A 12178-nucleotide genomic window follows, 5' to 3' on the forward strand; every position below is an offset into this window, starting at 1 on the left:
CAAAAACGGAGCCTTTCGGCCCCGTTTCTATTCTTCCGTCGCCGATCTTACCGTGCCCGGCGGCGCTCGGCCGAAGGCTGGTAGGCGAGGCGCTGGTGGTAGGTGCAATAGGGCGAGTTGTCAGGGGACTCGCAGCCGCAGAAATGGAAGTCGTCGTTCAGCGGGTCGCCGATCGGCCACTTGCAGGTGCGCTCGGTAAGCTGCGTCAGCTCCAGCTTGCGCGACATCGGCACCACGACGTTCTTGCCGCTGATCACGACGGGCAGGTTCTCGGCCTGAGCATCGAAATCGGTGTCGATCTCATCCTTGGCAAGGGCGTTGCCCACCGGCCGGCTGACCGGACGGGGCGCGTTGGCCGGACGTGCGGTAAAGTTCGAGGGGCGCGGGGTGGTCTGCGCCGGGCGCTTCGGGCGGGCCGAAGCGGGCGTGCCGCCGGCCTTGGCGCGACCCGGCAGGTTGAGCCGGTGCACCTTGCCGATCACGGCGTTGCGGCTCACGCCGCCGAGCTGTGCCGCGATCTGGCTGGCACTGAGGCCCTCGCTCCAGAGCTTCTTGAGTTTCTCGACCCGCTCGTCTGTCCAGTTCATGCTCTCGTCTCCGTTCGGCGCTCGCTGTGCGGGAATCCCTCATCGCGCCACGAACGAATCCGTAGCCTGAGCGCCCTAACTCTGGTGGTGACTAGTTCCGCCGCATGCAGTCTAGTAATTGACCCTTAACCTAGAGTTCGGGGGACTCTGTGACAAGAGTCGGGGGAATCGGGGCGAATCGATTTCAGAGTTTTCCCCAACTTGCTGGTAGGGTGTGACTCGATAGCGACACTGTCCATGCATGCTGCGAATCCTCACCTTGCGGGAGGTTCAGTGCGATTTGGAGCTATGCATTTTATTGACATCACGGACTGAAATGCCGATAGTGCAGCATGCCGCCGAAAGGCGGCTTTTGATTTTTCTGGCAACCGGAAAGTCAAGCCCCCGAATTTCTTTTCCGCATCCCTTTTGGAGGATACGCGCCATGGCCGATGCCGCGCCGCTCTATGAAACCTATATGCGTGCGCCGCTCCGGTTCACGCACGGGGAGGGCGTCTGGCTGATCGACGAGAACGGCGAGCGATATCTCGATTTCGCCGCCGGCGTGGCCGTCAGTTCGCTTGGCCACGGCCATCCCCATCTCGTTTCCGCGCTGAAGGAGCAGGCCGACAAGGTCTGGCACCTCTCCAATCTCTATGAGGTTGCGGGCCAGGAAAGCCTCGGCCGCCGGCTGACGGACGCGACCTTCGCCGAAAAGGTGTTCTTCACCAATTCGGGTGCGGAAGCGCTGGAATGCGCGATCAAGACCGCGCGCCGCTATCATTTCTCCAAGGGGCATCCCGGCAAGTTCCACATCATCACCTTCGAAGGCGCGTTCCATGGCCGCACGATCGCGACCATCGCCGCCGGCGGACAGGAAAAGTACATCGAGGGCTTCGGCCCCAAGGCCCCGGGCTTCCTCAAGGTTCCCTTCGGCGACATCGCCGCCGTCAAGGACGCGATCACCGAGGAAACCGCGGCGATCCTGATCGAGCCCGTCCAGGGCGAGGGCGGCCTCAGGCCGGTGCCGAAGGAATTCATGCAGGAGCTGCGCCAGCTCTGCGACGAATACGGCCTGCTGCTCATCCTCGACGAGGTGCAGACCGGCGTCGGCCGCACGGGCCGCTTCTTCGCCTATGAGCATTCGGGCGTCGCACCCGACATCATGGCGATCGCCAAGGGTATCGGCGGCGGCTTTCCGCTCGGTGCGTGCCTGGCAACGGCCGAGGCGGCATCCGGCATGGTGGCCGGCACGCACGGCTCGACCTATGGCGGCAATCCGCTCGCCATGGCCGTCGGCAACGCCGTGCTCGACGTGGTGCTCGCCGATGGTTTCCTGGAGCATGTGCGCGATGTCGCGCTGGTCTTCCGCCAGGGCCTCGCGGCGCTGCAGGACCGCTTCCCCGACATCATCGAGGACGTGCGCGGCGAGGGCCTGATGCTCGGCATCAAGGCGCGCATTCCGGTCGCCGATCTCCTGAAGGCGGTTCGCGCCGAAAGGCTGCTTGCCGTGCCGGCGGGCGACAATGTGCTGCGTCTTCTGCCGCCGCTGATCACCACGGCGGAAGATGCACGCGAAGGGCTCGCCCGCATCGAGCGGGCCGCCGAAAAGCTGAGCGCCGCCAAGGCCGCCTGAGCGCATAAGGGACTGGGACAGGACACATCATGGCCAAGCATTTTCTCGATCTTTCCGCCGTTTCGGAAGGCGATCTCCGCGTCATCATGGACGATGCGCATGCGCGAAAGGCCGCTAACAAGGCCGGCACCGAAGCCAAGCCGCTGGCCGGCAAGATGCTGGCGATGATCTTCGAGAAACCGTCCACCCGCACCCGCGTTTCGTTCGATGTCGGCATGCGCCAGCTCGGCGGCGAGACGCTGTTCCTGTCGGGCACGGAAATGCAGCTCGGCCGCGCCGAAACCATCGGCGATACGGCCAAGGTCCTGTCGCGCTATGTCGACGCGATCATGATCCGCACGACCGACCATGCGCGCCTGCTGGAGCTGGCCGAGCACGCCACGGTTCCGGTCATCAACGCGCTGACGGATCTCACCCACCCCTGCCAGATCATGGCCGATATCATGACCTTCGAGGAGCATCGCGGCTCCACCAAAGGCAAGACCTTCACCTGGACGGGAGACGGCAACAACGTGCTGCACTCCTTCGTCGAGGGCTCGGCGCGTTTCGGCTACACCATGAAGATGGCCGTGCCGATGGGCTCCGAGCCTGATGACAAGATCCTCAACTGGGCGCGTGACAACGGCGGCAACATCCTGCTCGGGCACGATGCCGAGGCGATGGTCGACGGCGCCGATCTCGTCGTCACCGATACCTGGGTCTCGATGAACCAGGAGCACCGCGCCCGCGGTCACAACATCTTCCAGCCCTATCAGGTCAACCCGCAGCTCATGGCGCGCGCCGGCAAGGACGCGCTCTTCATGCACTGCCTGCCCGCCCATCGCGGCGAGGAAGTCACCGACGAGGTCATCGACGGCCCGCAGTCCGTGGTCTTCGATGAGGCCGAAAACCGCCTGCACGCGCAGAAGTCCATCCTCGCCTGGTGCTTCGGAGCCGTCTGAGGCCGTCTTGAAAAACGGCGCCGCCGGCACGATCTAGGGCCTATCGTAGAGGCGCCGCGAGGCGCTTTCACTGGCGCATGCCCGCCCGGTGTGGAATGATCCCGGCCGGCAGATGCGCAATCAGGATAGAGTGCTGCCCCAAGCGGCCGGGCCTTGTGCCCGCCGGCATTGCGGCGCGTGAAGGAGTAGAACGATGATGGCGGAAACCGCCCTGAAACTCGGTGAGCCCGGCTATGCCGGCGATGACCACGTCCTGCCGTTCCAGGTCGAGGGCCTGGATGTGCGCGGCCGCGCCGTGCAGCTCGGTCCCATGCTGGATACCATTCTCGGCCGGCATGATTATCCCGCACCGGTGGCCCGCCTGCTGGCGGAAGCCATCGCGCTGACCGTGCTCCTCGGAACCTCGCTGAAATTCGAAGGCAAGCTGATCGTGCAGACCAAGGGCGATGGCCCGGTCGACCTGCTCGTTGCGGATTTCTCCGCGCCGCAGGATGTGCGCGCCTATGCCCGCTTCGATCAGGAAGCCCTCGATGCCGCCATCGCAGCCGGCGCGACGGAGCCGCATGAGCTGCTCGGCAAGGGCATCCTCGCCTTCACCATCGATCAGGGCGCCCATATGCAGCGCTACCAGGGCATCGTTCCGCTCGACGGCCATACGCTGGAAGAAATCGCCGGCGTCTATTTCCGCCAGTCGGAGCAGATCCCGACCAAGGTGCGCCTCGGCGTCGCCGAACTGTACGACCGCGATGCCGACGGCAAGGCACGTCACCGCTGGCGTGCCGGCGGCATGGTCGCGCAGTTCCTGCCGCAATCGCCCGAGCGCATGCGCCAGGCCGACCTTCCCGGCGGCGATGGCGACGAGGCCGGCCACAAGATCGACGACGATGATCATTGGGCCGAGGCCAAGGCCATGGTCGAGACCATCGACGCGGATGAGCTGACGGATCCGAATGTCGGCACCGAACGGCTGCTGTTTCGCCTGTTCCACGAGCGCGGCGTGCGGGTCTACCCGCCGCAACAGGTCTTCGACCGCTGCTCGTGCTCGCGCGAAAAGCTGAAGGGCGTGCTGGCAGCGCTCAGCGCCGAGGAGATCGCCCATACGGCGGACGAAAAGGGCGAGATCGCCGTTACCTGCGAGTTCTGCTCGACGACATACCGCTTCGAAGCCGCGGAAGTCCTGCCGCAGTAGACGCTTGTGGCAACTCCCTCAATTCAGCGTGCGCGCCTGTCCCGGCGTATCCAGCGAAAAGGCGGGAATGGCGACGTCAAAGGCCTCGCCGTTTTCCGCTTCCATGCGGTAGCGGCCGAACATGATGCCGGATGGCGTTTCCAGCGGGCAGCCCGATGAATATTCGTAGGTGTCGCCGGGCCTCAGCACCGGCTGCTCGCCGATCACGCCCGGTCCATTCACCTCGTCCACCTGCCCGTTCTGGTCGGTGATGTGCCAATAGCGCGTCACCAGACGCACGGCGATGTCGGAGTGGTTGGAAATGACGACCCGGTATCCCCAGACATAGCGGCTGTCGTCGGGATCGGACTGATCTGCCAGATAATATGGCTCTACGGTCACTTCGATGTCGCGGGTCAGCGCACGATACATGGGCAAGCCTTGAACTTAACGACCCCTGCTATTCTACACGAATAAGGTTTCGTCAAGGATAAGCGCAAAAGGCGCCGGCCTTGTGGCCGACGCCTTTTTCAACTGTCGTCCGTCCTGACGAATCAGGCGGTGACCTTGGAGAGCGCGCGGGCAAAATCCTCGATCAGGTCGTCACTGTCCTCGATGCCGGCCGACAGGCGCACGGTGCCGGCGGAAATGCCGAGTTCGGCACGCGCCTCGTCCGTCAGGTTCTTGTGCGTCGTCGTCGCCGGATGTGTGATCAGGCTCTTGGCGTCGCCGAGATTGTTGGAGATCTTCACGACTTCAAGGGCATCCTGCAGCGCGAACGCCGCGTCCTTGCCGCCCTTCATCTCGAAGCAGACCAGCGTAGAGCCGCCCGTCATCTGCTTGGCGATGATATCGGCCTGCGGATGGTCCTTGCGACCGGGATAGATCACCCGGGCGACCTGCTTCTGGTCGGCCAGGAAATCGGCAATACGGCTCGCATTCTCCGTTTGCTGTTTCACCCGCAGCGGCAGCGTCTCGATGCCCTTCAGCAGCGTCCAGGCATTGAACGGCGACATGGCCGGGCCGGTATGGCGGAAGTAGTCGTGCAGGTTCTCGTCGATCCACTGCTTGTCCGACAGGACGACGCCGCCCAGGCAGCGGCCCTGGCCGTCGATATGCTTGGTGGCGGAATAGACGACGACATGCGCGCCGAGTTCCAGCGGCTTCTGGAAGAGCGGCGTGGCGAACACGTTGTCGACCACCACCTTCGCGCCGATCTGGTTGGCGAGCGTCGCCACGCCGGCGATGTCGATCACTTCCAGCGTCGGGTTGGTCGGGCTTTCGAGGAAGAACACCTTGGTGTTCTTGCGGATCGCGCCTTCCCAGTTGGCGAGGTCGCGGCCGTCGATCAGCGTGCATTCGATGCCGTATTTCGGCGCAAGCGTCTCCACCACCCAGCGGCAGGACCCAAACAGCGCGCGTGCGGCGACGATATGGTCACCCGCCTTGAGCTGGCAGAGGATGGCGGCGGATACGGCGGCCATGCCGGAGGCGGTGGCGCGCGCGTCTTCGGCGCCTTCCAGCATGCACATGCGCTTTTCGAACATGTCGTTGGTCGGGCTGCCGTAGCGGGCGTAGATGAATCCGTCCGTCTCGCCCTTGAAGCGGGCTTCGGCCGCAGCGGACGTGTCATAGACGAAGCCCTGCGTGAGGAAGATGGCTTCGGCGGTTTCGCCGTGCTGGGAGCGGGTGGTTCCGCCGTGAACGAGTTGGGTGGCCGGACGCCAGGACTTGCTCATGTGATCGTCGCCTTCAAACAAAAAAACCGGCCGCAAAAGCAAGCCGGTTTCGAACCCGGCCTTTTTAGCTACTTGTTTTACGTGGCTGCAAGCCGGCCGGCCAAATCACCACGGGATAATCCGCTAATACTGCTTGGCTGCGCTTGCGTCAATTGCCGGCATTTGGTTTTGTGCGGTCCTTCTGACGGGACGGTACGATCATGGCTTCTGTGGTGCGCAGCACGGGCATTCTGGCGGATAACGCCATCCGCGGCTTGTTCGAAAGCGGGCGGCTGAAAAGCGAAGCCGCGCTGGATGACGACCAGATCCAGCCGGCGAGCCTCGATCTGCGCCTCGGCGCCAAGGCATTCCGCGTGCGGGCAAGTTTCCTGCCCGGCCCGTCCCATCTCGTCGCCGACAAGCTCGACCGCCTGCAACTGCACGTCGTCGATCTCAGCGAGGGCGCGGTGCTGGAAACCGGCTGCGTCTACATCGTGCCGCTGATGGAAAGCCTCGATCTGCCGGCCGAACTCGCCGCATCCGCGAACCCCAAGAGCTCCACCGGCCGCCTCGATATCTTCACCCGCGTCATCACCGACCGGGCGCAGGAATTCGACAAGATCCCGGCCGGCTATGCCGGACCGCTCTATCTGGAAATCTCCCCGCGCACCTTCCCCATCGTGGTGCGCCGCGGCTCGCGCCTGTCGCAGATCCGCTTCCGCAAGGGCAATGCGCTCCTCAGCGAAAACGAGCTCACGGCGCTGCATGTCAGCGACACGCTCGTCGCCAGCGAAACGCCGAATGTCTCCGGCGGCGGCATAGCCCTGTCGATCGATCTCAAGGGCACGGGGCTGGACGGCCTCATCGGCTATCGCGGCAAGCATCACACCTCCGTCGTCGATGTCGATCGCAAGAACCAGCACGACATCTTCGATTTCTGGGAGCCCCTGTTCAGCCGTGGCCGCAACGAGCTGATCCTCGACCCGGACGAGTTCTACATCCTCGTCTCGCGCGAGGCCGTGCATGTGCCGCCGCTCTATGCGGCCGAGATGACGCCGTTCGATCCGCTCGTCGGCGAGTTCCGCGTGCATTACGCCGGCTTTTTCGATCCCGGTTTCGGCCACGCGCCGGCCGGCGGTTCCGGCAGCCGCGCGGTGCTGGAAGTGCGCAGCCACGAGGTGCCCTTCATCCTCGAGCATGGCCAGATCGTCGGCCGCCTGATCTACGAGCACATGCTCGAAGCCCCCGCAGGCCTCTACGGCTCCGGCCTCGGCTCCAACTACCAGGCCCAGGGCCTCAAGCTCTCCAAACACTTCCGCGCCGGGTGACGCCTGGCAGAAGCTAGCGGCACCAGTAATCGCCCACCTTGATCCAACGTGGTCTTCCAAAGGACATGGCGCCTATTGCTCGATATCGGGCTGGCACGCAACTCGTGTTATCTGAGTCGATGACTGAAGGGATCAGATATCGAGAGCGTGTGGTGCCGAAGGCTGAGCTATGAAATGCGGTAAAAATTTAGGCTCTATGGGACCGTCTCGAGACCTTCTTGGGGGCATATCCATGGAGTTCAGGCATTCTCTCAGTGTTTTTTTACCGTGCAGATGCCGGAGCCTGTTCGTGATGGCTTTGATTTTTTACCGTTGATGGGAATGTAACTGCGCTTCGTGACCTCGATCTCGCAGCTGTTCCTTTTTACCGAGAATCGAAACGTGAAGCGCCTTTCCTTGACGAAGTCCTCCGTTTTGAGGAAGTCGACATACCCCGCGTCGCTGGTGTCTCCGTAATCGAACCTGTTCACCACATCGATGACATACTCCCCGTCGCTGGCATGTCGGACGGTAAGGCAGGGATTTTCGGTCCAGCCGGTTCCCAGTTCCACATGTTCAAGCTTCGTGCACTTGGTCTTGCCCTTAAGATCCAGCGGAAGAAGCTTGTTGAATGTGTTCATGGCATCCGTGACGGTTGCGCCACCGAATGCGGCGAACATCTTGCCGTCCTTCAGAACTATGCTGGCAATATCGGGAACGTTTTCAAAGCTGTACACCGTTGCCCCGCTGGCTTCCGCCGTCGACTTGAGGGAAAGCAGGAAGCAAAGGCCAAGAATGATATTTCGGCGACGACGTGACATTGTTTGTGTCCAGTAACTCGGAGTGTGGTGGGGTTTATCGAGAATGCAGCGTCGCGGTGGGCCGACAGGCTCAGTGAGTGGTTTTCCTGCAGGTGACCGGACCGGTCCTAGAAGGCTTATGCTTCGTGCCGTCCAGCGGCACATAGGTGCGCGCGATCACGCTTGCCGTGCATGTCGATGCCGTGGCTTCGAAGTGGATGCGCAATTTCCGCTCTTTTACGTGGTCGGCGGCCTTGAGGTTGCTGATTTCGTCTTTCACGTCGTCAGGGAATTCGTATCGGATCGCGAGGTCAACCAGATAGGATCCGTCGGCCTGGCGTTGCGCGGAGATGCAGGGCTTCGAGGTCCACGATTTGTCGCTGTCCGCGTAGAGTATCTTCGTGCAGTTCTTTTTGCCGGCCGGATCCATCTTGAGGAGCTTCCCTTAAAGCTCGTCGGACTGAAGCGACATAAGCGCGTCGTTGAAGACGGCGAACATCTTCCCGTCCTTGAGCAGGAATCCGGTGAGGTCGGGCACCTTGTCCAGTTCGAACAGGCTGATGCCAGCCGAATGCGCTGCCCCGGTCGTGTTCATGACGGAAGCCAGGGAGAGAAGCGCACATGCGAGAAGTCGGCGCGGGTATGTCACGATGTGCCTCTTTTCCTGATTTCGGCTGGTCAAGGTTTTGATGCGTGCGACCGGTGGAGGGCGCTATCGGGTGGCTCTGCTCGAACCGCCAAGTTCACTTCGATCGATGTCAACAATGAAGATGGCGTTGCGTACCTTTTTCGTAATTTTTCCTTGCACGGTTTCAAAAGGTATGGCCCGCCTCTTGTAGCCCTCCAGGGTCGCGGGCGTCCCTTCGTCCCTCGGGAGAAGGTAAGCGGCATTGGCTAAGTCGAACCCTCTTCCGGTAAAGTAGAAGAGCGCCTGATCACCCGTCTTGAGGTCCTGCACGAATTTGTCCAGTACGAGATTGAAAGTGTTTTGATCGGGGTCTGTGAGGACCTCCGTCTGGTAGCCGATGCCTCGCAACACTTTATCCAGGCGCTTGGCGTCGTGGACAGGGGCGGTCAGCACGCCCGCCTCATACTTTTCCACCGCGACCAGCAATGCTTTCTTGATGCCGCTGGTGCTCCGCAGGCTTACCGTTCCCTCAAGGCTGTCCTCTACCGCGGGTTCGATCTGGCCCCCCGCGTTGGCTCTCGTCCGCCGGATGGTGAGGGCAACATCCTCGTCCGGGGCGGCAGAATCCAGCGCGTCGATGAACATCGCTGAAAAACCTTGCTCGGCGTCATCATACGCATGTTCTCCGGGGCCGGCGCTATACACAACGAATGATGGTTGGGGCGCTTTATCCCTGAGAGACAAGCCGGCATTCGCCGGGAGGAAAAACATGAGGACGGCAAACACCGCCGCCAGAAGGGAAAGGGCTGCAACCGTTCCTGATTTCACGAATCTGAGGGGAGTGTTCATCGGATGACCAACGGGTTGTGTTGCGCGTGTTCAAGGCGTTCCGAGATTGATGATCTCAACGCGGCGATTTTTCGGGTCGTTGGGGTCCAGTCCCTGCGTGGGACGCTCTTCTCCGTAGCCCGCGGCGATCAGCCTGTGCGGCGGCACGCCGTGGGAGGCAAGGAAATTCCTTACGGACAGGGCGCGCCGCTCGGACAGGAGCTGGTTGCTCTCGCTGGTGCCGGAGGCGTCGGTGTGGCCGCTCAACGAAAACTTGCTGCCGCTCAAGTCTGGCGATGTCAACGCGACGGCAAGCTCCCGCAGGACGGTCTGAGCAGAATCGGTGAGGGTCGAGGAGTTCAGGCCGAAGCCAATATTGATATTGAGAACGGGCCTGTCGTAGCTGGAAACATATTGGTCCAGCTGCCTGCGCTCGTCGATCTTCAAGCCGCGCGTGGTCTCATGCGTCATGAAACCCGGCGTGTCCCCGGATTTTCCAATGTCATTGGCTGAAATGCTGCGTGTCGGCGCTTTGCGGGGCTCTTTAAGGCGGTCTATCATGTCCTGCGTGGAGAGGTCCTTGCCGCTCGCCACACCAAGGCTGCTGACAAAAAACAGAGCGGACAGGATGGCGCTTAGGCGTAAACTCATCTCGATATTCCAGTGCAGCGATACATCAATTTCTTATTAAGGGTTATACAGAGACCTAAAGCAATGGATTTCGATTTATGCTTGGGAAGTTTTCATTCGATGCCCGATTTCCGGTGTAGTATGCGATCTGCATTTATGTTTTGCAGCAAAAATGGTCTGTTGGTCTGCCGCAGTTCGTGATCGACGTGTGATGGCGGGTTTGCTGACAAGACAGATCAGCGAAGTATCGATCATCAATGGGTATTGTGAAGGATAGAAACCGACCTGATATTGTTTTATCCTTTCGTGCAGCGCTGTATCCTAAAGAACAGCCGTTCGCCGTGAATAATGCTAGAAGCCCTATTGGCGAGGCCTCCGGTAGAGCCGGGCAATATGTGAGCAACAGAATGACTGTCCCGCGGTTCCGTTTCCTTTTGGCGATCTTCATCGCGCTCCTGGCTTCAGCGGGTGTCGCGCATGCGACCCGGATCGCCCTCGTCATTGGGAACTCTTCGTACGAAGCGGTCCCGCGCCTGCCGAACCCTGTTCGTGATGCTGACGCAGTCGCAGAAGCGCTGGGACGCCTCGGCTTCGAAGTGTCTATCGGGCGCGATACGAGAAAGGCGACGCTCGAAACCCTGCTTGCCGACTTCAGTGAGAAGGCGGCCGGCGCGGAGATGGCCGTTGTCTTCTATGCGGGCCATGGCATCGAGGTCGGTGGCGAAAACTACCTCATTCCGGTCGATGCGAAACTCAAGTCGGATGCGCGCATCAAGTTCGAAGCGGTTTCCCTGAGCGACATTCTCTCCGCAATCGAGGGCGGCAACGGCATCAAGCTCGTGCTTCTCGATGCCTGCCGCAACAACCCGTTCATTGCCAGCATGGAAGGCAGAACGAGATCTGTCGGCCGCGGGTTGGCCAAGGTCGAAGCTGCCGATGGTATCTATATCAGCTATTCCGCCGCAGCCGGAACAACAGCATCGGACGGCGAGGGGAACCATAGCCCCTACACGGAGGCGCTCCTTTCCACGATCGAGGAGCCCGGACTCGAATTGAATTTCCTGTTCCGAAAGGTCGCCCGGTTCGTGAAGCAGAAAACCAATGGTACCCAGACGCCCTTCGAATACGGGCGCTTGCCCGATGTGAACATCTATCTCAATCCCCCGGTCGAGGTTGCACGCCCGGTCACCAAGGATCCGTGTGCCGATGCTGCTGCGCATTGGGCGGCGATCGAAGACAAGAAGAGTGCGGCGCTCTTCAAGGCGCATCTTCAGTATTTTGGCCAGTGCGCCTTTGCAGAACTGGCTCGAAATGCGCTCGACGACCTCGTAAAGACCGAAAAGCAACAGGCGGCAAGCGCATCCGTGGCTGCCGTTGACGCCGCCGGAGCGGCAAGCGCGGTTGCGGAAGAGCAAAAGACGCCGGCCAGTACAGCGTCCGGGGATGACCTCGCGGGAGAAGAGACCGTTGCGCTGGTGCGGCCGGATAATGCCAAGGCCGATCTCCTGTCACTCACCCGGGATGTACAGTCGGGACTTGCCGGCTTGGGCTGCTCCAAGGGCACTGCGGACGGGCGTTGGGGCAGGCAGTCCAAGCGGGCAATGGAGCGCTTCAATCAATTCGCCAATCTTTCCCTCGATGTCGAAGCGCCTTCGCAAGCTGCGCTTGCCGCCATTCGGGAGCGGACAGGGCGGGTTTGTCCCTTGGAATGCGCCCCCACGGAGGTCGTGGCCGGAGATCGCTGCGAGCGAAAGACATGTGATGCCGGGTTCACTTTGAACAAAGCCGGCAAATGCATTGCCTCGTCTGCGGGCAGCACGCGCGCCGAGCGCCGAAAGAAGCTTTCGGGTACGCCGAAACAGGAGGCGGATGTTCAATCGTCCAAGGCCAGGGACTGCTTTGAACTGGACGGTCAGAAATTCTGCATGTGACAGGATACGCCGAAACGCGCTATCG

General features: G+C 61.5%; 13 protein-coding genes and 1 riboswitch. Of the genes, 5 read left to right on the forward strand and 8 right to left on the reverse strand.

Going from position 1 to position 12178, the window contains the following annotated elements; all coding sequences use genetic code 11:
• Positions 1-47 precede the first annotated feature (47 nt).
• On the reverse strand, positions 48-587 hold the full coding sequence (locus K6301_RS00755) for a GcrA family cell cycle regulator (protein WP_247218653.1): 540 nt from the start codon (positions 585-587) through the stop codon (positions 48-50).
• A 424-nt stretch (positions 588-1011) separates the two neighbouring features.
• On the opposite strand from K6301_RS00755, the gene K6301_RS00760 reads away from it, so the two are divergent.
• The 3 genes from K6301_RS00760 (at position 1012) to K6301_RS00770 (ending at position 4332) form a co-directional block, all read left to right on the forward strand.
• On the forward strand, positions 1012-2202 hold the full coding sequence (locus K6301_RS00760) for an aspartate aminotransferase family protein (protein ID WP_247218655.1): 1191 nt from the start codon (positions 1012-1014) through the stop codon (positions 2200-2202).
• 29 nt (positions 2203-2231) lie between these two features.
• Entirely contained in the window at positions 2232-3143 is a 912-nt protein-coding gene (gene argF / locus K6301_RS00765) for an ornithine carbamoyltransferase (protein ID WP_247218658.1), read from the forward strand.
• A 196-nt stretch (positions 3144-3339) separates the two neighbouring features.
• Positions 3340-4332 carry an Hsp33 family molecular chaperone gene (locus tag K6301_RS00770; protein ID WP_134647801.1) on the forward strand — a complete coding sequence of 331 codons (993 nt, stop codon included), beginning with the start codon at positions 3340-3342 and terminating at the stop codon, positions 4330-4332.
• Positions 4333-4350: 18 nt separating this feature from the next.
• On the opposite strand, the gene apaG is transcribed toward K6301_RS00770, so the two are convergent.
• On the reverse strand, positions 4351-4743 hold the full coding sequence (apaG, locus tag K6301_RS00775; protein ID WP_134647799.1) for a Co2+/Mg2+ efflux protein ApaG: 393 nt from the start codon (positions 4741-4743) through the stop codon (positions 4351-4353).
• A 122-nt stretch (positions 4744-4865) separates the two neighbouring features.
• Positions 4866-6050 (reverse strand): O-succinylhomoserine sulfhydrylase, encoded by a 1185-nt coding sequence (locus tag K6301_RS00780; protein WP_160870135.1) that lies wholly within the window; start codon positions 6048-6050, stop codon positions 4866-4868.
• Positions 6051-6093: 43 nt separating this feature from the next.
• A riboswitch (SAM riboswitch) is annotated at positions 6094-6172 on the reverse strand.
• Positions 6173-6250: 78 nt separating this feature from the next.
• Here K6301_RS00780 and K6301_RS00785 point away from each other — a divergent pair.
• Positions 6251-7357, forward strand: a complete 1107-nt coding sequence (locus K6301_RS00785; RefSeq protein WP_425475359.1) for a 2'-deoxycytidine 5'-triphosphate deaminase — start codon at positions 6251-6253, stop codon at positions 7355-7357.
• A gap of 251 nt (positions 7358-7608) precedes the next feature.
• Here K6301_RS00785 and K6301_RS00790 read toward each other — a convergent pair whose 3' ends face one another.
• The 5 genes from K6301_RS00790 to K6301_RS00810 all read right to left on the reverse strand — a co-directional run bounded on the left by K6301_RS00790 (position 7609) and on the right by K6301_RS00810 (position 10243).
• Positions 7609-8157 carry a hypothetical protein gene (locus tag K6301_RS00790; protein WP_247218661.1) on the reverse strand — a complete coding sequence of 183 codons (549 nt, stop codon included), beginning with the start codon at positions 8155-8157 and terminating at the stop codon, positions 7609-7611.
• Between the two features lie 70 nt (positions 8158-8227).
• The gene (locus K6301_RS00795) at positions 8228-8566 is read right to left on the reverse strand and encodes a hypothetical protein (protein ID WP_247218662.1); all 339 of its coding nucleotides are present in this window, start codon (positions 8564-8566) and stop codon (positions 8228-8230) included.
• Between the two features lie 15 nt (positions 8567-8581).
• Entirely contained in the window at positions 8582-8731 is a 150-nt protein-coding gene (locus K6301_RS00800) for a hypothetical protein (RefSeq protein WP_247218664.1), read from the reverse strand.
• A gap of 117 nt (positions 8732-8848) precedes the next feature.
• Positions 8849-9613 carry a caspase family protein gene (locus K6301_RS00805; RefSeq protein ID WP_247218666.1) on the reverse strand — a complete coding sequence of 255 codons (765 nt, stop codon included), beginning with the start codon at positions 9611-9613 and terminating at the stop codon, positions 8849-8851.
• Positions 9614-9643: 30 nt separating this feature from the next.
• Positions 9644-10243 carry an OmpA family protein gene (locus K6301_RS00810; RefSeq protein WP_247218668.1) on the reverse strand — a complete coding sequence of 200 codons (600 nt, stop codon included), beginning with the start codon at positions 10241-10243 and terminating at the stop codon, positions 9644-9646.
• Positions 10244-10479: 236 nt separating this feature from the next.
• On the opposite strand from K6301_RS00810, the gene K6301_RS00815 reads away from it, so the two are divergent.
• Entirely contained in the window at positions 10480-12153 is a 1674-nt protein-coding gene (locus K6301_RS00815; protein WP_247218669.1) for a caspase family protein, read from the forward strand.
• Positions 12154-12178 lie beyond the last annotated feature (25 nt).

Origin of the sequence: Shinella oryzae, from assembly GCF_023038235.1 — a bacterium.
Taxonomy (GTDB): Bacteria; Pseudomonadota; Alphaproteobacteria; order Rhizobiales; family Rhizobiaceae; genus Shinella; species Shinella sumterensis.

Coding starts and splice junctions, on each gene's coding strand:
- K6301_RS00795 (WP_247218662.1), bottom strand. CDS start 8,566: ATGGATCCGGCCGGCAAAAAGAACTGCACGAAGATACTCTACGCGGAC.
- K6301_RS00770 (WP_134647801.1), top strand. CDS start 3,340: ATGGCGGAAACCGCCCTGAAACTCGGTGAGCCCGGCTATGCCGGCGAT.
- apaG (WP_134647799.1), bottom strand. CDS start 4,743: ATGTATCGTGCGCTGACCCGCGACATCGAAGTGACCGTAGAGCCATAT.
- K6301_RS00755 (WP_247218653.1), bottom strand. CDS start 587: ATGAACTGGACAGACGAGCGGGTCGAGAAACTCAAGAAGCTCTGGAGC.
- argF (WP_247218658.1), top strand. CDS start 2,232: ATGGCCAAGCATTTTCTCGATCTTTCCGCCGTTTCGGAAGGCGATCTC.
- K6301_RS00810 (WP_247218668.1), bottom strand. CDS start 10,243: ATGAGTTTACGCCTAAGCGCCATCCTGTCCGCTCTGTTTTTTGTCAGC.
- K6301_RS00780 (WP_160870135.1), bottom strand. CDS start 6,050: ATGAGCAAGTCCTGGCGTCCGGCCACCCAACTCGTTCACGGCGGAACC.
- K6301_RS00760 (WP_247218655.1), top strand. CDS start 1,012: ATGGCCGATGCCGCGCCGCTCTATGAAACCTATATGCGTGCGCCGCTC.
- K6301_RS00805 (WP_247218666.1), bottom strand. CDS start 9,613: ATGAACACTCCCCTCAGATTCGTGAAATCAGGAACGGTTGCAGCCCTT.
- K6301_RS00785 (WP_425475359.1), top strand. CDS start 6,251: ATGGCTTCTGTGGTGCGCAGCACGGGCATTCTGGCGGATAACGCCATC.
- K6301_RS00790 (WP_247218661.1), bottom strand. CDS start 8,157: ATGTCACGTCGTCGCCGAAATATCATTCTTGGCCTTTGCTTCCTGCTT.
- K6301_RS00800 (WP_247218664.1), bottom strand. CDS start 8,731: ATGAACACGACCGGGGCAGCGCATTCGGCTGGCATCAGCCTGTTCGAA.
- K6301_RS00815 (WP_247218669.1), top strand. CDS start 10,480: ATGGGTATTGTGAAGGATAGAAACCGACCTGATATTGTTTTATCCTTT.